Raw genomic sequence first — 20,193 nt, 5'->3', positions numbered from 1 at the left:
GGTGTGTTAACTATTGAATTTTCAGTTTATCATAGAGTATATTTATCAACTTTTTTTATTAAGTCCTTACTTATTTACCTCAGTAGTTTTAGTTCAATGTGTATATTTTTCTTGTCGCAATAATGAATCACACGAATTAGATTTATCTAAAAGTTTATGGGGAATTCTTATTATCACCCTTTTAACCTTGATGGAGTTCTTTATTCCTGGTATTTGGGACCTAAAAATCTCACACAATGTAATAACCCTCTTTTTAACAATTGATTTAGTATTAATCTGTCTTGTCACTATATTCCATAACAGTAGCGAAAGCAAAAAGAAACTAGTTTATTTACTTTCTATTCCTGCTCTACTAACCTGTTTAATCCTATTGAATATTATTGCTTTTTAGACAAAAAAAGAGTGTTAGTACCCCTACTAACACTCTTTTTTTGCTCTTATCTGTCCCACTAGTTAAGAGAAATAAATAAACGACTAATTGAATAACATAACACTAACCCAAAAACTTACCCCTAAGTTTCTTTAATAAATAAAAAACCTCTAATTAATTTACTCATCACTTCATCTCACAAGCTCTATTATACTTAGTTTCCCACAAATTTTGAATTTAAAAAATGTCACAGATTTTTGTCGAAATCTGTGACATTTTCCATCATAGAGATTTTATTAATGAAGTATACTGTAACACTTTATCTGGTTTAATTAAACTCTCGTTAATAATTGTTTTATAAAGTTGTTTTTCCATCAACAATAAAGTTGAGGGAATAGCTAATGCTTGTTTGATTAACTATTTTACTTCTTCAAATAAAGATTTAATTGAATCAAAATCCTTTAAATCAAGATACATTTGAAGTCCCCATGTAATAAAATCCTCTTTTTGGTCCATATGAGCACTTGTAAAAATATCTCTTTTAATTTCATTAAAAATTGATTTAGCTTCTTCATATTTTTTCAATCGATAATTAATTTCACCTACTATAGAGTTAGTCACACTGTTATGTGAATAGTTCTCTCTATACTTCAATGATAAATCTAAATATTTTAAAGCTTCTTCATAAAATCCATTATTGTATTCTAAATAGGCTAGATTATGATAAGCATGTCCTAAAATTGGAGGACAAAATGGATTTTCAATGAACTCTAATAATATTTTTTTGGCCTCTTCATCCTTATTTTGTTTTTGTAAAATCATCCCTTTTAATAAATATGATGAACCTTTTGCCATTATATCTTCATTCTGATTCATTATTTCATCAATATAAATTAAGCTTTGTTCACAATCTCCATCATATAAATAACTAGTAGACATATCATATAAATTTTTATATTTAAGACTTCCTGTCTCTTCTGATAAGAAATAACTAGCTATCTTATATTGTGCAATGGCATCTTTATACTGCCCCAGCTGATTAAAGTTTACTCCAACCAAATTATAATATTTAGCTGGGTTGATATCCGTTTGATTACAATATGAAATAGCCTTTAAAAAGTATTCATTTGATCTCTGATGATCACGAGTAGTGTAATAATGAATTGCTATTTTCTCATTCAAATTAATAAGTGGTTGAAATAATTCATATTTTGTCGCAACTTCATTAAATATCTCATAATCACTTAGACCGTACTCTAACGTGCAATGTTCCTCTAACCAAATTTCTGCTTGTTGTTCTGGTGTTAAACAAAATTGTTCATACGTATAATTCTCTTTAAACAATCCATTTGTTAATTGATCTAATGCATCATACATGAGTTGTTTCATTTCTTCATTTAAAGATCTTTTATTTGTTTCTAACATACTAATATAGTCACGTGAAAATCCAAACGATTCAAAGGCAACTTGTTTTAATCCATACTGTTTACGTACTTGACGAATTTTTTCTCCAATTGTTAAAAACATAACGTATCCTCCGAACCTTATTTACAAATGATTACCTTATATTTTAACGTATAACTAACTCTTTGTATAAAAAAATATCTAAAAGTATGCTATTTTTTGGCTAAATTAACTAATCTCAAAAGCTCTTGTTTATCAATTTCACCAAATGGAGATTTGTTTATTCTAACTGCTGTTCCAAAGTGGAAGTCTGTAGCCCCTGTCTCTGTTTTTATCAAATTGAAATTATCAAGAGTTAGTCCTCCTCCTAATAAAACGTTAATGTGTCCTGACTTGGCAATCATTTGTTTAATCACATCGCCATTCTTCGTAATATGATTCAGTCCCCCTGCCGTTAAAATATTTGTAATCTGTGGATATTTAGATAATGTCTGAACACTTTCAAGTACATTTGTTTCATCTATGGCTTTATGAAACGTAACTTCTAATCCATTACAAACATTTAAAAGTTGTTTAAGTTGTTGTTCCTCAATCTGATTTTGACCATCTAATAGTCCAAGAACAATCCCATTTGCGCCCAATGATTTAATGATTTCGATATCCCGAATCATTAAATCTACTTCCTCATTACTATAATTAAAACTTTTAGCATGATGCCTAACCATGACATTGACTGGAATTTTCACACTTTTCACAACACTCTCAATAATAGCGTAGCTTGGCGTCAATCCCCCTTCTGTTAAGGCACTAACTAGTTCAATTCGATCAGCTCCACATTCTTCAATTGTTTTTGCATCTTCTAATGTCATTGCAATAATTTCTAGCATAAATATCCTCCCTTACATGTTCCGCTCACCTATATTCTCTCATAAATTATATTAAAAGGGGGCATATAGATGAATGAAGCTACATCTGATTATATTTGGATTAATGATGAATTAAATAATTTTAATCAAATTATTCCTAGACGATACACATTAGTACATGATCCTAATATCTCAGACTTATTTCTTTGTATCAACCATGAATTCATGTATCAACATTTAATTTCTAGTGAATTTAAATTATTAGGTGAATGGACAACTTATGATGAAAAAAAATATCTGTATTATATTTATATCGATGTTGATTTCATTCATCCAACTAAAAATTTAAACCCTATTGATGCTTTAATTGCGGAGCTTCCTCGTTTAATCAAAGCTATCAAATACGGAGATTGTTCTTTTTTTTCTCAACATGAGCAGTTATTAGATTCATCCATTTATCTTTTTCTTCATTCTAAAGATCCTACTCTTGATTGTATAAAATACGTCGGGTTATTTTCTGATTATATATAAAAAAGGAGTCCGATATTCGACTCCTTTTTTTGATATTAAACTAATGCTTTCATTGCATCTGCAACGAATTCTACATTTGTTCCAACAATGATTTGAACATTTGTTTTACTTAATCTAACAACTCCGCGTGCTCCAATTGCTTTTAATGCTTTATCCTGTACTAATGTAGCATCTTTTACTTCTAGACGAAGGCGTGTTGCACAGTTATCGATTTTAACTAAGTTTTGACTTCCACCTAAACCTTCAATGTATTTTTTAGCAAGTTCATTATAATCTCCTGAAATTACTGTATTTTCAGTGAACTCCTCGTCATCTTCTTCACGACCTGGTGTTGGTAAGTTTAATTTTGTAATTAAGAAGTAGAATACTACAAAGTATAAAACTGCCATTCCTAATCCAACTAATAAGATTAATAGTGGTTTAGTTGCAAAATTAAAGTTAATTGCATAATCAATAAATCCTGCTGAGAATGTAAATCCATGTAAGATTCCTAATGAATCAACAATAAATCCTGAAATTGCAGAAAGTACTGCATGCACGACTAATAAAACTGGTGATAAGAAAATAAATAAAAATTCTAGTGGCTCTGTTACCCCTGTTAAGAAAGCTGTTAAAGCAAGTGATAGTAACATTCCTCCCACTGCTTTACGTTTTTCTTTTTTAGCTGCAAAGTAGATTGCAAGTGCTAAAGCAGGTAAACCAAACATCATAACTGGGAAGAATCCTGCCATAAAATGACCAGCCGTTGGATCTCCTTCAAAGAAGCGGTTTAAGTCACCTGTTACTCCATTGTATTCCCCTAATTGGAACCAGAAGAATGAGTTTAATACATGGTGTAATCCCATTGGAATTAATAAACGATTAAAGAACATGAATCCTGCAACACCAAAGGCTCCCATTCCGGCAATTCCAACTGAAGCATCCGATAAAGCATTTTGAATCGTTGGCCAAATCATTGCTAATGGAATTGCAACAACAAATGAAATTAAACCAGCCATAATTGGAACTGAACGTCGTCCCCCAAAGAACGCTAAGAATTCTGGTAACTTAGTATTACGGAATCGGTTATAACATAATCCTGCAATAACCCCAGCTAAGATACCACCTAAGAATGAAATATCTAATGTTTCAGCCACTGCCTCTGCATAGTTATTTGTCCAATATGTTGCTGTTACATTTGTTAACGTTAAGTAAGTAATGACCCCTGCAAGTCCAGCTGCACCATTTTGATCATCTGATAAACCTACGGCAACCCCTACTGCAAATAATAGTGGTAAATTATTAAATAATGCAGACCCAGCTGCTGCAAAATACGGTAGAACATTTTCAACAAACGCTCCTGATCCTAATGCTTCAATAACGTCTGGTTGTCCAAGACGTAACATTAATCCTGCAATTGGTAAACAAGCGATCGGTAGCATCAGTGATTTTCCAATGCGTTGTAAAAACTTAATCATATTACTTCCCCCTACACTTTATTAAGATATCGATAAAAATAATAAGCTCTATCCATAGATCATTATTTTTATGCAAAATATTTGTCCATCAACTGGTTATGATAAAATGCCTTTTCTAAGTGGTCTATACCAATTGTGCATCTATAGTTTAAATGAAATCGTTTTCTATTTCAAGTGTTTTTTATAAAAAAAGAGAAAAAAATGATATTTTATATAATTTAATAGAAAAAAAGAGAGTATTTCGTTGTTGAAATACTCCCTTTTTTATTAACATCGTTTATAGTCCTCTTCAGAAAGTAAACTCGCCGCCTCAGCATCTAAAATTAAAACAATATCACTGTGGAATTGTAAAATAGAAGCTGGAACTTCCGGACGTACTTTTCCATGCACTGTATCATAGATTGCTTTGGCCTTACCTGCTCCTGAAGCCAGTAACATAATTTTTCGGCTTTTAAAAATTGATCCTGTTCCCATTGTAATAGCTTGCTTTGGTACCTCTTCTAAACTATTAAAGAATCTAGCATTTGCTTCTCTTGTTGATTCATCTAATTCTACCACATGAGTTCCTTTTTCAAATAGAATCGTTGGCTCATTAAATCCAATATGAGCATTGTTTCCAATTCCAAGAACCTGAATATCAATTCCTTCAGAGTTTGCAATAGCTGCATCATAATTTGCACATTCCGCTTCAATATCTGAAGCCATCCCATTTGGAATATGAATATTTTCCTTTAAAATATTCACATGCTTAAATAGATGTTCATTCATAAAATAATGATAGCTTTGATCATTGCTTTCAGGAAGTCCATAATATTCATCTAAGTTAAAAGTTTGGACTTCTGAAAAATCTAATACACCACTTTGATACATTTTAACCAAATTTCCATACATCCCAATTGGCGTACTTCCTGTTGCTAACCCTAAAACAGAATTTGGTTTTAATGTAATTTGACTTAAAATCATTTGTGCTGCTTTTTTGCTCATTTCATCATAATTTTCACATACTAAAATTCTCATCATTAACACCCCTCTACGCTAAATGATTAAAAATAATACGACCTTCTGAAATTGCTAAGTGACAGTTCATTTCCTCATCAAAGATTGAGATATCCGCATCTTTTCCCACATGTAAACTTCCTTTATAATCATCAATTCCAATTGATGTGGCTGGATTTAAAGAAGCCATATGAATTGCCTCATTAATCGTAGCATTCGTATTTTGTAAGAAGTTATAAACTGCCTTATTCAATGTTAAAACACTACCTGCCAAGCTTCCACTTTCAAGTCGTGCCGCTCCATCTTTAACATACACATCTTGTCCACCAAGGTCATATTTTCCGTCTTTCATACAACCTGCTCTCATACTGTCCGTAATTAAAACAACTTTATGTTTACCTTTATTATCTAAAACAAACTGGAATAAGCTTTTATTAATATGAATCTTGTCAGCAATCATTTCGCAATAACAATCGCTTGTTAAAGCTGCTCCGACAACTCCTGGCTCACGATGATTGAGTGGTGTCATGGCATTAAATAAATGTGTCACATGAGATACTCCATAATCTATAGCTTCCATCGCCTGATCATAAGTTGCATTTGTATGACCAATCGATAACGTAATATCAGTTTTGTCTTTTACTTCCTTTGTAAATGAATAATCATCGTCCATCTCCGGAGCGTATGAAACTAATTTAATAACATCCGTATAATCCTCAATAAATTTATAACTTGGCTTTACAATATATTGTTCCGGTTGAGCCCCCTTATAAATGGCATTAATAAATGGACCTTCCATATGGGCTCCCATAACTTTTGCTCCATCAAATTCTTTACTCATACATTCACGAACCACTTTTAATGCTCCATAAATATCCTCAGGGCTCATCGTCATTGTTGTCGGTAAAAAAGATGTCACACCATTCTTAACAATCCCTTCACTAATCGTTTGAATAGCCTCTACACTTTGATCCATCGTATCAGCTCCACAACTTCCATGAACATGAACATCAATAAGTCCCGGTGCAACATAATTCCCTCTTGCATCAATCACCTCATGATTAGCAGGAACTTCATCACTAATTTCGACAATTTGTTTATTAAAAACTAAAACTTTATTTTCAAGAACTTTATCTGGCATAATAATCTTTCCGTTTACTATTGCGTACATACTCCACCTCTTTTATTAATTTTCATTCAATACAACTTCAAACTCATGTTTATCCGTTAGGAAAATAGACGATGTATACTCCATCACTTCCTCAAACTCTGTATAAACAACACGGTCAATTTTAAGTGCTAAAGTATTAATTTCACACTGTAATAAACCGGCTTGCTCTTTAGTAATCATAACAGGCGTAATCACTTGCTCCGCCCTTACAATCTTATGCTGATACCTTTCCTTATATAGTTGATATAATGAGTTTTCTTTTATTAAGTTTTCTGTTAAATCCGGACACATATCTTGATTAATATATACAGTCTCAAGAATGAATGGATCGTTGTCGATTGAACGGAGACGTTTAATCTTATAAACTAACGAATCTAAGTTTAATAAATTTAACTTCTCTCTTACATTTTTAGAATAAGTATCTAGATTAAACACAAGCAATTCATTTTCAACTTGATATCCTCGTTTAGTCATGATTTCTGTAAAACCTTCTAACTTTTGATATCGATGTTTTTTCTTTTTATATGCTACAAATGTTCCTTTACCTTGATGACGATTTAAAAGTCCTTCATTGACTAAACTTAAAATCGCTTTGTTAACAGTCATTCTACTAATTTCTTGATGCTTACAAATGTCTCGTTCAGACATTAAAAAACTTCCCTCTTTTAATTCTTCTGTTTCAATCATCTCTTTAATAATAGAAGAGAGCTGAATATGAAGTGGAACTTTTGAGTTCTTATCCACTTTCTTCACTATTTATCCGCCTCTTTCAGTGTTTACTTATATGACAATTTAAAATGGTATATACCAATTTCATCATACTTCTATTTTAATTGAAATCGTTTTCTAAATCAAGGGGTTTAAAAATGATTCTAAAAATATCATATAAAATCAAGATTATCCTAATCCGCTTCTCTCATTTTAATTATATATAGTTTCTATAATGAATTCTTGTCATATCAAAGCTACCTTCCTATTTATATTCATTGCTGCTAGAATCCCCTACTTTTACACCAAGATATATGATTTAGATGGAATCAATGATGGGGGCTATGAAACAGAATAAAACGCAAGACGGAATCACGTCTTGCGTTTTATTTTTTTACATCTAAAATTTGATTTCCTTCTAAATGACCATAATATTGAAAATTCGTGTTTAAATTTTCAAGTAATGTGACTTCTTTTCCATCGGCTAATCGTCGTACTAAGTTTAATTTATCTTTCCCTACAAATTGTAGAAACACTAACTCATTATTTTCAATTTCTTGTGGATAAAAATCAAAAGTTTTTTTACTTTGGGTTAGTTGTGTTGATTTCTTAGTGGTTAAATCATAGACATAAAGATGATTACTGCCAAGTTCAAATGGTTTATATTCTTTCGGTACTTCTAATCCCGCTGAATAATATAACTTAGAACCATCAAATGAAAATATAGGACTCATGGCTGTCATTTCATTTGATAATATTGGAATCATTTCTTGACTTTTAACCTTAAAAAAATAGAGATGCTTATTCTCATTCATAACTCGGCCTTCACCTTCTATAAGGGCGACCACATCATTGGATATCGGATTAATCGCTAAATTGTCGAGATAAACTAGCATTGTAATCTGATTAAATTTTATAAATGTATCATTAGACGTATCATACATCCCTAAATTAACACCATCTGCTGTGATTGATCCTGAATTTGGCTTACACCAAATATAGATCAACTTTCCATCTGAAGAGAGTTTTGCAATTGAAGGGTTAAAACCAATCGATGTTTTCGTCACAGGTTCATAACCAATTAAAATTGATTCATCAAGACTCTTTGAATCATATTCTACAATCCCAATCGGCCAATTATAATCAGGCACAATAGCATATTTCTTCGCAAATAGGACGCCCTGATTATTCATCTTCAATTCATCGTATACATACCCTGCTCTTTCAAGAAAGAGTGAAAATTCATGAGTCTCTAGATTAAATTGATACACATTCCCTTCATTCTTTGAGAAGATTAACTGATTTTCATGCCAGATATAATCTTTAACACCCTCCACTTTAATTAACATTTCTTCATTATTAACAAGTGACGATATATATAAATTGGATTTTTCATCTTGATAGGCAACATACGATTTACTTTCTGATATAAGAGGTTTAAGAAATTTATCCCCTTGATTCAAGATAGTAGTCTTATTGTTTTCTAAATTAATCATGACGACTTGATTCTCAGTCATCGCAACAACCGCTGACTGGGCCAACACTGAGTAAGATTGAATCATTACCATCAAAAATAGTAGGATGATTTTCTTCATAATCATTTCCTTATTATTCTAATGATGCAGAAATTGTAACTAATACCTGACTTTCTAGCGTTGCTAAAACATCATGTTCAATACGAGCATCAAACTCTAAAAAGTCACCACTATTCAACTCATAGCTTTCACCATTACTAAAACTCATGCTGATTTCACCTTTAATAACATGAATCGTTGCATATCCGTTATGGCTATGCTTTGGAAGTCCCTTTCCAACTTCAAAATTAAAACAAACCGTACGAAACCTAGGATTGTTTGCAATTAATTGCTTTGCTTCTTTTAACTCATTTAACTTATAAAATTGACTCATAATATGACCTCCATTTCAACTTTATTATGGATATTTAAAATCATACTATGAGTCAATCGCATATAATGTATTATCAAAAAAGCTGAGAGTCCCGGTTATCCAAACGTAAAAGTCTTATTCAATTGTCGCTGACACGGTTTTGTCAGTGTACAATTGAGAGACTTTATAGTCTGGATGGGACTCGAAGCTAGATTAATTCACCCCAGACAAAGTTATTCTATACTTAAAAACCAAGTAAGAATAACTTTGTCTGGATAAGATGGTCTAAACTTCACTTACATTCAGTTAGAGCCATCTAAAAGATTGAAAATCCTGCTTAACTCTCTCAAGTGAAGAAAAGATAGAATTGAAAAATTGACTGCATTCTTTTCGAACTGTAACAAAGAGTTGTGATTTGCGATGAGTAAACTCAGGATAACTGACTACTATGCTTCGATTTACTCAGCAAGTAGATGTAAAAGTTAGATTGAAATCTATATTGGAGGCGATATAATGCGTAATTTTACCCCAGATAAACTGTGGATTAACTATCAATTACGCAATTTAAATCAATTAAATCCTAGACGATACACATTAACGCATTCCGATGAAACAGGCGACCTATTTCTAGTCATTAGCTCTGACTATGCTTACGATAAATTAACTGCTATGCGTGATGAAGTACTTGGAGAATGGACAACAAAAGACTTTCAAAACTATTATTTTTATGTTTATGTTCGATTAGACGGTGAAGACGGGACAAAATCTACCGCACGCCGAAATGAAATATTTATTAAGGAACTACCTACCGCACTCAAAGCTATTAAATATGGAGACCCCTATCTCTTTACCGTTTATCCACAATTCAACTCTGCACCAATATATATCCATTTCCAATCAGACGACCCAAAATATAATCGAATTGAATATTATCAGACATTTAATGAGTATTAAATAACCAAGATAAGAGTTATTCTATATAGAAACAGAAATGTATTTCACTATTATAAATGAGTCTCAGTACTGAAGTCTTTTTGATCCTTAGGCATCACTATAGTCCAGTTAAAAGTTTTCCAAGTGTGAAAAACTTATCTGGACTTATATTAAAAAATCCCTTCTCTATTTTTGAGAAGGGATTTTTTAATATAAGTATTGTAACAAAATTCTAAAGCTTTTAGATCATGCTATTTTTCATCTTTAATTTTCAAGCCAGCTACCATCAAAGAATGATTTGATTCCATCTCCAATTGCTTGAAGTCCGTCTTTAATCATTTCTCCTAATCCTTTAGGTTGCTCCTGTGGTGCCTCTTCAATAACTGGAGGAGTGTTTAACGCATCTTGAATTGTTTGTTTAATATTCAATAACGTTTCATTAGTTGGATCAATTTCTAAGCCTTTCATAATTTCATTCACGGCTTTCTCATAGTCTTCTTGTTCTAGATAATCTAATGCCTTTGCTCCTATTTCTTGTAGTTGCCATCTTTGAATCGATTCTAAATAACGAAGTGCAAAATCGTAATTTGGATCTAATGGTAATACGGCTTCAAATGAAGCTTTAGCATTGTCCCACTCTTTTGCCTCAATCCATGACTTTCCTTCATTATATGCTTGGCGTGAACTATTTAACGATTCTAATTGAGTCATAATGGTATTGACTTCATCTGTTTGAATAACATATAACTTAATTTTTTCAAGTCGACGAACAGCTTCTTTATAAAATAATCCATCTGATTTAAAAGCATCAAAAATTGATTGAGCTTCTTCAATCAGGTATGCATCAAATTCAGTTTTTTGTTCTTTTGAAAGCTTACTTTCAACATTTTCGTAAGCTGTTAAATCATCTGATTGATAGGCTTCTTTTGCAAGTTCAAGTTGATTGGGTCTAAGAATCATCCATGCGATGATCATTGCTAACCCTATTCCTAATATACTCATAACGCTAATTAAAATTCGTCTATTTTTCGTTTCAAAATTTTTAGATTGTGTCACGACATCATTAGATTCATTTAATGGCTTTCCACATCCACTACAATACGTAGCCTGATCTAAGTTCTCGAAATCACAGTGTTTACATTTCAATAGTTATTCCCTCCTAATTCTTCACCTACTATCAATATACCACAAAATAGACCATGTAAAAAGGAGGGGGAATTTTTGTTAAATTTAAAAGGAGGCATGGCCTCCTCACTTATTATTCTGCTAAATAGTCTGAAACTGATTCTGTTTGTTTACTCGATATAAACTCATATAAACCCCCGATAACCAATCCAAGAAGGGCTGGAATTACCCATCCTAATCCTTGTTCATAAAGAGGTAATTTTTTTAATAGCGTCGAAACAAATCCAAACTGTAACCCAACTTGGCCTAAAGCATCTAAAATACTAATTGTGGCGGTGAATAAAATAGTTAAGCTATAGACAGCACGGCTTCCATTGATAACGCGATTGACCATGGCTAAGATGATTAGCATAATGGCAACTGGATAGATAGCATTTAAGATTGGAACTGAGATTCCTAAAATTTGATTTAATCCCATATTCGCTAACACCATGCTCACTAACGATAAAATAGCCGCCCAATGTTGATAAGTTAATTTAGGTGTTAACGTTGCAAAATATTGTCCACAAGATGTAATTAATCCAACACATGTTGTTAAACAAGCTAATGTAAAGACAATGGCTAAAAGAATCGCTCCCGGTTGACCAAAGATATAAGTCATGACATTAGTTAATGTTTGAGCTCCATTTTCAGTCGCTCCGTATAAGCCCCCACTCATCGCACCTAAATGGCCTAGAATTGAATAAATTAAAATTAATAAAATTCCGGCAAAAATTCCTGCTTTAACCGTTGTACTGACAATCGCTTTTTCATCTTCTAGTCCTTTTGACTTAATTGCTAATGCAATCACAATTCCAAAATTTAATGCTGCGATCGTATCCATAGTTAAGTATCCATCTAAAAACCCTTGAACAAACGCAGAACTTTTATAATTACCTGTTGCAACTCCGTAAGTTCCTAGTGGTTTTAAAATAGCCCCTAAAACAATCAAAGAAATTAAGATTAATAAGGTTGGTGTCAAAACTTTCCCCATTCGATCTACTAACTTTGTTGGCGTTAAGGATAACCAATACGCAATAACAAAGAAAACTGCTGTAAATAATAAACGCGCTAATGCAACCGAGAAATACTCTGGTAAATAAGGTGAGACTGCCATTTCAAACGGTAAACTTCCTGCACGTGGAATCCCAAGTCCAGGACCAATTGATAAATAAATTAATACAGTAAAAACTGACGCAAAAACAGGATTCACACGATTTGCTAAATTATATAGCCCCTTAGATTTTGCAACTGCCACAACTCCAAGAACCGGAAATCCTACAGCTGTAATAAAAAAACCAAGCATCGATATCCATGTATTAACCCCCGCTGACTGACCTAAAAACGGTGGAAAAATTAAATTTCCTGCTCCAAAGAATAAAGAAAATAACATCAAACCAACTAACAATAAATCTTTTCTTGATAACTTATTCATTAAATCGTCTCCTTCTTGTGTAGGGAAATCCCCCTTTAATAACATAACTCCATATAAACACTTTCAATTTCTAATATCACCACAAATATCTGACTCCATAAAAATTCCCCCTTTCAAATAAAAACACATATCATCATGCCAAGTAGCTATTAGACTCTCAACTATCCTCCTCTAGCAGGTAATGAAATCCCCTGGAGTCCTTATCCTCTCATAGAGAGGTTTCCTCAACCAATGGGGTAATTCTAAATATAAAAAAAGCCCCTGGGCCCCCATGCTAAGTAGCCGTTAGGCTCTTAGCTCCCCTCCTCTAATGGGGTAATTCCACATAAAAAAAGCCCCTTGATTAATCAAGGGACGAAAATTCTCCGTGGTACCACCCAAATTCTATAATCTAAAAAAGACTATAGCACTCTACTCATCTCACCTTTTATCAGGCTTTAATGACTTTATTTGATAACGGGAAAAGAGACCCGATAAGACTTACTTTTATTTCAGCCTTACTTCTTCGAGATGATTTTCAGTTAATTCATGACCATCGATTCTCAGCTAACATCGACTCTCTGTGAGATATTAAACTAACTTACTCTTTCTCTTCAACGAATTTAAATGATGTGTTAGGAGTATGTTATCACCTCATGTACACATTGTCAACATATCTCAAACACATTTATTACAGTTTATTCCATTCATTAACCGATACCTCCGTAAATAATCCCCAATAAAATAACAAGGATTGTCATTGGCACGAAAATTAATTTTCCAAAATAAACAAATGATTTTCCTAATGAGTATTTAGCACCTTTATTAACTTCGTCTAAAATATCCCCTTTGTATAAGTAAAAGAATGCAATTGCTGTAATCATTGTGCCAACTGGGGATAAAATAATCGTTATAAAGTCTGCAAACAAATTAAACCATTCCATATTAACAGCTAATGGTATCGCAAGCAGTAAGCAAATCAATGAGATGATAATGGTTGATTTTGCACGGGATAAATGTCTACTTGTCATTAACGCTTCAACAGGTCCCTCTAACATCCCAATTGATGAGGAAATAGCAGCAAAGATAATACTTAAGAAAAAGATAATAGCCATAATATTTCCATATGGCATCACTTTAAAAATCGCAGGTAATGTAATGAAAAGTAACGCGGGTCCTGATGCCGGATCAAATCCGAAAGCAAAGGTCGCTGGAACGATGATAAATGATGCTAGTAAAGCGGCTATTGTATCAAAGATAGCCATTTGAAATGATGCTGAAACAATATCATATCCATCATTTGTATAACTTCCATAAACAACCAATGAACATCCACTCAGAGAAACCGAGAAAAAGGCCTGCCCAAGGGCTATTACCCAAGTATCAACTTTTAATAAATACTCCCATCTTGGTTTTAATAAGTATTCGATTCCAACTTCCGCTCCAGGTAATGTGACAGAACGAATAATTAAAATGATAAATAGGATTAAAAGAAGTGGCATGGCAATTTTATTTAGTTTTTCAATGCCTTTTGCAACACCTATTTTCACAATTAAAACAGTTGTTAACATGGCGATAATTAACCAAATAACGGATGATGTTGAACCAGCAAATTGATTAAAAAATGCGGTAGCATCCAAAGTCATTAACTCTCCTGTTACACTTAATATAAAGTATTTTAATATCCACCCGACTACAACAGAGTAAAACATGAAAACTCCTGCTACCCCAAGCACTGGTATTAAAGAAATTATTTTTGCACCTTTTAGTTTACGCGATCTAAATATTTCACGAATTCCAGTCGGTGCTCCTGCCTTAAAAAGTCGTCCGAATGAAAACTCCGTAATAAGTCCAGTTGTTCCTAATATAAAAATAAAGATGAAATATGGAATTAAAAATGCAGCTCCTCCATAAGCGCCTAAGCGATATGAGAATAACCATATATTCCCGAGTCCAAGTGCGGCTCCAACACATGAAATCAAAAAGCCAAATTTGGAACTAAATGTTTCTCGTTTATTGTTAACTGACATGATTTTTCTCCTTTCACAACTATAACGATAAAATTAAAAGGGCCACATTGAAGTTACAATGTGACCCTTTTTGCCTAGGATAATAAAAAGGTCACATTGTTTAAACTCTATGTGACCACGAAAAATATATTTGGTCATCATAGATACTACCGTATACGGCTTGTATCTATGATGAATGACTTCAATCTAAGAATACAAACCTGTCTAGTATGACCAGTTACGCCAATTATTTAATTGCACATTAAATGTATTCATTAGAAATCGTCTCCTTTTTAATTTTATCTTTATAGTTAACTAGATTATAGATTTATCACCTATAAATGTCAATTATAATATTTTAAAAAGTGCTGTTCTACTAACTCTGCACTTAATTTTTCATGCGCTAGTTCATATGAGCTAATGCAAAGTCCCCCTAAAATAGTAGCATATTTCATACAGTCTATTATTGATTTCCCATTCAAATACGCATATAAAAAACCACTAAAGAAACTATCACCTGCACCGTTCGCATCTTTAAATTTATAATCAGAAATAATCGGAAGTTCAATCCATTCGCCCGTTTTCGTTAGGGCTGTTGCCCCACCACTACCATGTGTACAAACAATTAATTCTTTCCCCTGACTCATCCATTGCAACATCGTTTCATGATATTCTGGTAAATTATCTGAGCTAACAAAGATGTAATTAGCTGCTTCAATGTATGGTTGGTGATATTGATTTTCCAGATTATAATCATGTAAATCAGTCCATATTGGTTTTTGATGTTTTTCGATAAGTTTGATGAGCTGTTTTGTGTAACTGATGATATTTAAAACGACGATATCACATTCCATAATTAATTTCTCTAAGCGCTCTAAATCTAATGCTGGTTGAGCAGAACCTTGTGTCACAAAAATAGAAATTCGTTGTCCAAGTGGATCAAGTAAATTCACATGTCTCTCTGTTCCGAGTGGATCAAAGTCGTACTCAAAATTTACACCAGCGTCTTTTAATTTTCGAATAATTTTATGACCATATTCATCGTCTCCGATAACTGAATGAAGCGTCGTATCAATCCCGAGTTTTGTTAAATTTAAAGCTTTCCCCGCTCCTGTTGAACCTAATGTTTCATTAAGTGGTGAGCTCGCAAATAATGTTTGTGGCTGACCTTGTGGCAATTTATCTAAATAAACAATCGAATCGAATGTTGTTCCGCCAATCACTAATACTTTCTTCAAAACTATCCCCTCCCCTGTAGTCTCACTATCTATTCAATTATATTTTAACGCTTACATTTTTTGTGACCATTCTGTGGATTAAATGTAAAGATTAGTTAAAATCTACTGTAGTCTAGCTGCTTTCAAACATGTTATAATGAACTCTTACACAAATCGTCAAGTAATGACATCATGTAAGAAAATAATCTATGAGGTGAGAGTATGAACGGTGTTGAACAAATCGTTAAAGATAAAACATTAACATTCGAACAAAAAGTTGTATCTTTAGCACGTTTTGCAGAAAACAGTGTTGAAGTTTTAAATATTTCAGAAGAAACTCAAAAATTACGTGATGCAGGGATTATCTGTGATTTATTTGAAGGAAACGTCCCTTACCGACCACGATATATCCTTCCTAACTATGAAAAGTTCATGAAAGAAGGTTCAAAATTCTTACAATTAGAGCCACCGACAAATATTTGGGAAGCAACAAACTACTTATTAATTTTCTATAAACATGTTCCATCTATTACGACGATGCCAGTTTACATTGGAAATATCGATTACTTATTAGAGCCATTCATTGTAGATGAAGAAGAAGCAAAATTAGCAATTCGCTTATTCTTAACACAATTAGACCGCACGATTACAGATTCATTCTGCCATGCTAACTTAGGGCCAAAACCAACTCGTGCTGCTAAAATCATTTTAGAGGTTGAGCGTGAACTTGAAAACGCGATTCCAAACTTAACATTAAAGTATAGTGAAGAAACACCAGATGACTTAGCGATTGAAGCGATTAAAACTGCTTTAAAAACGGCTAAACCAAGCTTTGCAAATCATGCAATGTTTACAGAAGATTTAGGTGACTATGGGATTGCAAGCTGCTATAATGGACTTCATGTTGGCGGAGGGGCCCATACACTAGTTCGTATGCGTTTATCAAAGCTAGCTGAAACTGCATCTGACATTGAAGATTTCATGAATAATAAATTACCTCATGCAATGACTTGCATGGCTAACTATATTAACGAACGTATCCGCTACATTGTAGAAGAAAGTACATTCTTTGAAACAAACTTCTTAGTAACAGAAGGATTTATCTCTAAAGATCGCTTTACTTCAATGTTTGGACTTGTTGGACTTGCTGAATGTGTCAACATCTTATTAAAAGCAGAAAAATTAGAAGATAAATTCGGACATTCGAAAGTTGCTGATGATTTAGGAGTTCGCATCATGGATACAATGGAAGATTTCATTAAAAACTTTGAAAGTAAGCATTGTACAGTGACTAATGAGCGTTTATTACTTCACGCTCAAGTAGGTATCGGAGATGATATTAATACAAGTCCGGGTGCTCGTATTCCTATTGGTGAAGAACCAGAGCTTTGGAAACACTTAAAACAAACAGCTCGATTCCATAAATACTTTCCTTCTGGAACTGGGGATATCTTCCCATTCGAATTAAATGCCGCGAACAACCCTGAATTTATCTTGAATATTATTCAAGGGGCTTTCAAAGAGGGAATGCGCTACTTCTCATTATACTCATCAGATGCTGATGTGATTCGTATTACAGGATACCTTGTTAAACGTAGCGAAATCGCAAAATTAGATCAAGGAATTGCAACATTACAAGATACGGTTGTTTTAGGTCAAGGACAAGTTCGTAACGGTAAAGTTTACGATCGCAAGGTACGATAATGAAGGGATATCTAAATAAGATTATCCCATTTAGTTCCGTGGATGGTCCTGGTAATCGAACAGCTATCTTCTTACAAGGATGTAATTTTGACTGTGTTTATTGTCATAATCCTGAAACAATTAATCACTGTATTAATTGCAGTATGTGTGTAAGTGCCTGCCCTGTTCAAGCTTTATCTCGCGTGGATCGTCTCGTTAAATTCGATGTTTCAAAATGTGTGGAATGTGATGCCTGTACAAAAAAATGTCATCGTAATAGTACCCCAAAATATAAATTACTGACTGCTGATGACATTATGAACGACATCATGAATTATCGCCCATTTATTCAAGGGATTACAGTATCGGGGGGAGAATGTACCCTACAAGCTCCTTTCCTAATTGAACTTTTCAAAAAAGCAAAAGAAGCGGGATTAACTTGCTTCATTGATACAAATGGTTCGACTGATTTGTCTCTTCAACATGACTTAATGTCGTTAACAGATGGTGTCATGCTTGATGTTAAAGTATGGGATTCAGTCATCCACAAAAAATACATTAAGGCACCCAATGATATGGTATTAAAAAATTTAGACTACTTAATCAAAACAAAAAAACTTTATGAAGTTCGTACCGTTATCGTTCCAGAACTTTTTGATAATGAGGAAACGATTCGTGAGGTAGCCATTCGTATTAGCGGACATGATATCAGATATAAGCTGATTAAGTACCGTAACCTCGGAGTTAGAAAGAATTCATTGAACATGCAAACACCAAGTGATAAGATGATGGCTCATCTTGAAAATATCGCTCATGAAGTTGGATGTTTAAATACGATTGTGGTCTAAATGTAGTGGGTATCGATTGGATTACAAAAAGGTGTTTTCTATACGAAAACACCTTTTTTGTGCTATTTTATAGTATAATGACGAAGGACAAAGGAGGACATTTTATGCCAATTAAAATTCAAAAATTAACATTATGGTTTTATATATTCTTTTTCAGTAGTTTATATTCTTTATCAAAATTAGGAAGTTATGCCAATCAAGGAATGACAGCATTGATAGTAGAGTTATTGATTATCTTTTTCTTTATGGCAATTGGTATTTATTTCTTAATTAAACGTAAAAAAGCAATTGAACAAATAAGAGATAAAACAAACTATCAATCTCTTTATAAACATGAATGGACAACTGCTGCAATTGTATGTGTTTGTAGTGTCATTGACTCATTTTTCTTAACAAAGATTGCTTACTTTGCTTACTTAATTGCTGTTTTTTATCATTTATATTGGTTCTTAAAACATTATACAATGAACTCAAAGAAAGACGTTTAATCGTCTTTTTTTGTTTCATTTGATAAAATAATTCCACATGAAATGAAATAAAGAAATGAAACATCCTATCATACTTTCAATATTAGGATTTTACTTGTTCTTTGATGGAAGAATTATTTTTTGTCCTGATTGAGATAGGTTTATTATGCTTAATTTATCATCAAAATGATCTTAAATTGCATTCAAAACATTTTATGATTTTAAAAATATATCGGCATGAAATCGTAATCGCAATTCTAGTTTGGCATTGTTATTTTTATTCCTAACATTCTAGTATTTCCTACCACCTACATTCTTGGAGTCTTTCGATTTCTATAGTATTTAACGTCTTGAAATATTAAAAAAAAGCTGCCAAATTAAAGGACAGCTTTTTTATTCACTTAATACACCATCATTTAAATAAACGATTCTTTTGCTAGAGTTAGCTACATTTTTATCATGCGTAATCATCACAATGGTATTTCCCGCTTCATTTAAATCCTTAAATAATTCTAATATTTCTTTTCCCGTCTGTGAATCTAATGCCCCTGTTGGTTCATCTGCTAATAATAAAGAAGGTTTAGTTACAAGTGCTCGTGCAATTGCAACACGTTGTTGCTGACCTCCAGAAAGTTCATTTGGTTTATGAGCGATTCTATCCCCTAACCCGACCATCTTAATACTTTCCATTGCCACCTCAGTTGCCTCATGTCTCGACATTCCTCTAATCAGTAAGGGCATAATCACATTCTGTAAAACTGTATATTGTGGAATTAGATGATACCGTTGAAAGATAAAGCCTATATATTGATTACGAATTAAGGCTAAATCATGATCATCACAGTCATGTACTGCTTGTCCATCAATGAAATATTGCCCTTCATCTAGAGTATCCATCCCACCTAGTATATTCATTAAAGTTGATTTTCCTGATCCAGATGCCCCAAGTATCGAAACAAACTCACCCTTCTTTACCTCAAAATCAATGTTTTTCAAAACATGAAGTGACTTATCTCCTAGTCCATATGATTTATTAATATCTTTTAATTGAATTAAAGTTTCCATATG

General features: G+C 32.9%; 18 protein-coding genes and 1 other annotated feature. Of the genes, 5 read left to right on the top strand and 13 right to left on the bottom strand.

The features are described 5' to 3' along the window. Positions 1-787 precede the first annotated feature (787 nt). Complete coding sequence (locus tag J6D32_RS01365; RefSeq protein WP_155234752.1) at positions 788-1,897, bottom strand: tetratricopeptide repeat protein; 1,110 nt, start codon at positions 1,895-1,897, stop codon at positions 788-790. Between the two features lie 89 nt (positions 1,898-1,986). Beyond that, a complete protein-coding gene (locus tag J6D32_RS01360; protein ID WP_006785664.1) occupies positions 1,987-2,661 on the bottom strand; it encodes a copper homeostasis protein CutC in 675 nt (224 codons plus the stop codon). A gap of 69 nt (positions 2,662-2,730) precedes the next feature. Here J6D32_RS01360 and J6D32_RS01355 point away from each other — a divergent pair, with 69 nt between their 5' ends. After that, positions 2,731-3,171: a staygreen family protein gene (locus tag J6D32_RS01355; RefSeq protein WP_006785663.1), complete on the top strand. Its 441-nt coding sequence runs from the start codon at positions 2,731-2,733 to the stop codon at positions 3,169-3,171. Between the two features lie 35 nt (positions 3,172-3,206). Here J6D32_RS01355 and nagE read toward each other — a convergent pair whose 3' ends face one another. From nagE to J6D32_RS01325, 6 genes are all read right to left on the bottom strand, one after another. After that, positions 3,207-4,628, bottom strand: coding sequence for an N-acetylglucosamine-specific PTS transporter subunit IIBC (gene nagE / locus J6D32_RS01350; protein WP_006785662.1), 1,422 nt, complete (start codon positions 4,626-4,628; stop codon positions 3,207-3,209). 267 nt (positions 4,629-4,895) lie between these two features. Then, complete coding sequence (gene nagB / locus J6D32_RS01345) at positions 4,896-5,645, bottom strand: glucosamine-6-phosphate deaminase (RefSeq protein ID WP_039931082.1); 750 nt, start codon at positions 5,643-5,645, stop codon at positions 4,896-4,898. A gap of 13 nt (positions 5,646-5,658) precedes the next feature. Beyond that, positions 5,659-6,795 carry an N-acetylglucosamine-6-phosphate deacetylase gene (gene nagA, locus J6D32_RS01340; protein WP_009607584.1) on the bottom strand — a complete coding sequence of 379 codons (1,137 nt, stop codon included), beginning with the start codon at positions 6,793-6,795 and terminating at the stop codon, positions 5,659-5,661. A gap of 15 nt (positions 6,796-6,810) precedes the next feature. After that, positions 6,811-7,548 carry a GntR family transcriptional regulator gene (locus J6D32_RS01335; protein ID WP_006785659.1) on the bottom strand — a complete coding sequence of 246 codons (738 nt, stop codon included), beginning with the start codon at positions 7,546-7,548 and terminating at the stop codon, positions 6,811-6,813. 341 nt (positions 7,549-7,889) lie between these two features. Continuing rightward, positions 7,890-9,098 carry a TolB-like translocation protein gene (locus tag J6D32_RS01330; protein ID WP_006785658.1) on the bottom strand — a complete coding sequence of 403 codons (1,209 nt, stop codon included), beginning with the start codon at positions 9,096-9,098 and terminating at the stop codon, positions 7,890-7,892. 13 nt (positions 9,099-9,111) lie between these two features. Next, positions 9,112-9,411 (bottom strand): cupin domain-containing protein, encoded by a 300-nt coding sequence (locus J6D32_RS01325; protein ID WP_006785657.1) that lies wholly within the window; start codon positions 9,409-9,411, stop codon positions 9,112-9,114. Between the two features lie 492 nt (positions 9,412-9,903). Between J6D32_RS01325 and J6D32_RS01320 the strand changes: the two genes are divergently transcribed. After that, positions 9,904-10,344 (top strand): staygreen family protein, encoded by a 441-nt coding sequence (locus J6D32_RS01320; protein ID WP_006785656.1) that lies wholly within the window; start codon positions 9,904-9,906, stop codon positions 10,342-10,344. 243 nt (positions 10,345-10,587) lie between these two features. Here J6D32_RS01320 and J6D32_RS01315 read toward each other — a convergent pair whose 3' ends face one another. The 4 genes from J6D32_RS01315 to J6D32_RS01300 all read right to left on the bottom strand — a co-directional run bounded on the left by J6D32_RS01315 (position 10,588) and on the right by J6D32_RS01300 (position 16,148). After that, entirely contained in the window at positions 10,588-11,469 is an 882-nt protein-coding gene (locus J6D32_RS01315) for a zinc ribbon domain-containing protein (RefSeq protein WP_055165694.1), read from the bottom strand. A gap of 112 nt (positions 11,470-11,581) precedes the next feature. After that, the gene (brnQ, locus tag J6D32_RS01310; RefSeq protein WP_040763839.1) at positions 11,582-12,922 is read right to left on the bottom strand and encodes a branched-chain amino acid transport system II carrier protein; all 1,341 of its coding nucleotides are present in this window, start codon (positions 12,920-12,922) and stop codon (positions 11,582-11,584) included. Between the two features lie 347 nt (positions 12,923-13,269). After that, positions 13,270-13,528, bottom strand: a binding site (T-box leader). A gap of 83 nt (positions 13,529-13,611) precedes the next feature. Then, positions 13,612-14,931, bottom strand: a complete 1,320-nt coding sequence (locus J6D32_RS01305) for a sodium-dependent transporter (protein WP_006784066.1) — start codon at positions 14,929-14,931, stop codon at positions 13,612-13,614. Positions 14,932-15,254: 323 nt separating this feature from the next. Beyond that, positions 15,255-16,148 carry a carbohydrate kinase family protein gene (locus J6D32_RS01300; protein WP_006784067.1) on the bottom strand — a complete coding sequence of 298 codons (894 nt, stop codon included), beginning with the start codon at positions 16,146-16,148 and terminating at the stop codon, positions 15,255-15,257. 201 nt (positions 16,149-16,349) lie between these two features. Between J6D32_RS01300 and J6D32_RS01295 the strand changes: the two genes are divergently transcribed. From J6D32_RS01295 to J6D32_RS01285, 3 genes are all read left to right on the top strand, one after another. Next, on the top strand, positions 16,350-17,831 hold the full coding sequence (locus J6D32_RS01295) for a YjjI family glycine radical enzyme (RefSeq protein WP_006784068.1): 1,482 nt from the start codon (positions 16,350-16,352) through the stop codon (positions 17,829-17,831). After that, the gene (locus tag J6D32_RS01290; protein ID WP_132942700.1) at positions 17,831-18,658 is read left to right on the top strand and encodes a YjjW family glycine radical enzyme activase; all 828 of its coding nucleotides are present in this window, start codon (positions 17,831-17,833) and stop codon (positions 18,656-18,658) included. Before J6D32_RS01295 ends, J6D32_RS01290 begins: the two co-directional genes overlap by 1 nt. A 104-nt stretch (positions 18,659-18,762) precedes the next feature. Further along, positions 18,763-19,146: a hypothetical protein gene (locus J6D32_RS01285; protein ID WP_006784070.1), complete on the top strand. Its 384-nt coding sequence runs from the start codon at positions 18,763-18,765 to the stop codon at positions 19,144-19,146. 372 nt (positions 19,147-19,518) lie between these two features. On the opposite strand, the gene J6D32_RS01280 is transcribed toward J6D32_RS01285, so the two are convergent. After that, positions 19,519-20,190, bottom strand: coding sequence for an ABC transporter ATP-binding protein (locus J6D32_RS01280; protein WP_006784071.1), 672 nt, complete (start codon positions 20,188-20,190; stop codon positions 19,519-19,521). Between the last annotated feature and the right edge of the window lie 3 nt (positions 20,191-20,193).

The organism is Turicibacter sp. (assembly GCF_017941855.1).
GTDB classification, from domain to species: domain Bacteria; phylum Bacillota_I; class Bacilli_A; order MOL361; family Turicibacteraceae; genus Turicibacter; species Turicibacter sanguinis.
Note: the sequence above shows the minus strand (reverse complement) of the source record. Positions and strands in the feature narration are given on the sequence as shown.

Excerpts from the sequence above, each read along its gene's own strand:
- J6D32_RS01290 (WP_132942700.1), top strand. The coding sequence starts at position 17,831 with ATGAAGGGATATCTAAATAAGATTATCCCATTTAGTTCCGTGGATGGT.
- J6D32_RS01360 (WP_006785664.1), bottom strand. The coding sequence starts at position 2,661 with ATGCTAGAAATTATTGCAATGACATTAGAAGATGCAAAAACAATTGAA.
- J6D32_RS01320 (WP_006785656.1), top strand. The coding sequence starts at position 9,904 with ATGCGTAATTTTACCCCAGATAAACTGTGGATTAACTATCAATTACGC.
- J6D32_RS01295 (WP_006784068.1), top strand. The coding sequence starts at position 16,350 with ATGAACGGTGTTGAACAAATCGTTAAAGATAAAACATTAACATTCGAA.
- nagA (WP_009607584.1), bottom strand. The coding sequence starts at position 6,795 with ATGTACGCAATAGTAAACGGAAAGATTATTATGCCAGATAAAGTTCTT.
- nagB (WP_039931082.1), bottom strand. The coding sequence starts at position 5,645 with ATGAGAATTTTAGTATGTGAAAATTATGATGAAATGAGCAAAAAAGCA.
- J6D32_RS01285 (WP_006784070.1), top strand. The coding sequence starts at position 18,763 with ATGCCAATTAAAATTCAAAAATTAACATTATGGTTTTATATATTCTTT.
- J6D32_RS01365 (WP_155234752.1), bottom strand. The coding sequence starts at position 1,897 with ATGTTTTTAACAATTGGAGAAAAAATTCGTCAAGTACGTAAACAGTAT.
- J6D32_RS01305 (WP_006784066.1), bottom strand. The coding sequence starts at position 14,931 with ATGTCAGTTAACAATAAACGAGAAACATTTAGTTCCAAATTTGGCTTT.
- nagE (WP_006785662.1), bottom strand. The coding sequence starts at position 4,628 with ATGATTAAGTTTTTACAACGCATTGGAAAATCACTGATGCTACCGATC.
- J6D32_RS01280 (WP_006784071.1), bottom strand. The coding sequence starts at position 20,190 with ATGGAAACTTTAATTCAATTAAAAGATATTAATAAATCATATGGACTA.
- J6D32_RS01330 (WP_006785658.1), bottom strand. The coding sequence starts at position 9,098 with ATGAAGAAAATCATCCTACTATTTTTGATGGTAATGATTCAATCTTAC.
- J6D32_RS01325 (WP_006785657.1), bottom strand. The coding sequence starts at position 9,411 with ATGAGTCAATTTTATAAGTTAAATGAGTTAAAAGAAGCAAAGCAATTA.
- J6D32_RS01355 (WP_006785663.1), top strand. The coding sequence starts at position 2,731 with ATGAATGAAGCTACATCTGATTATATTTGGATTAATGATGAATTAAAT.
- brnQ (WP_040763839.1), bottom strand. The coding sequence starts at position 12,922 with ATGAATAAGTTATCAAGAAAAGATTTATTGTTAGTTGGTTTGATGTTA.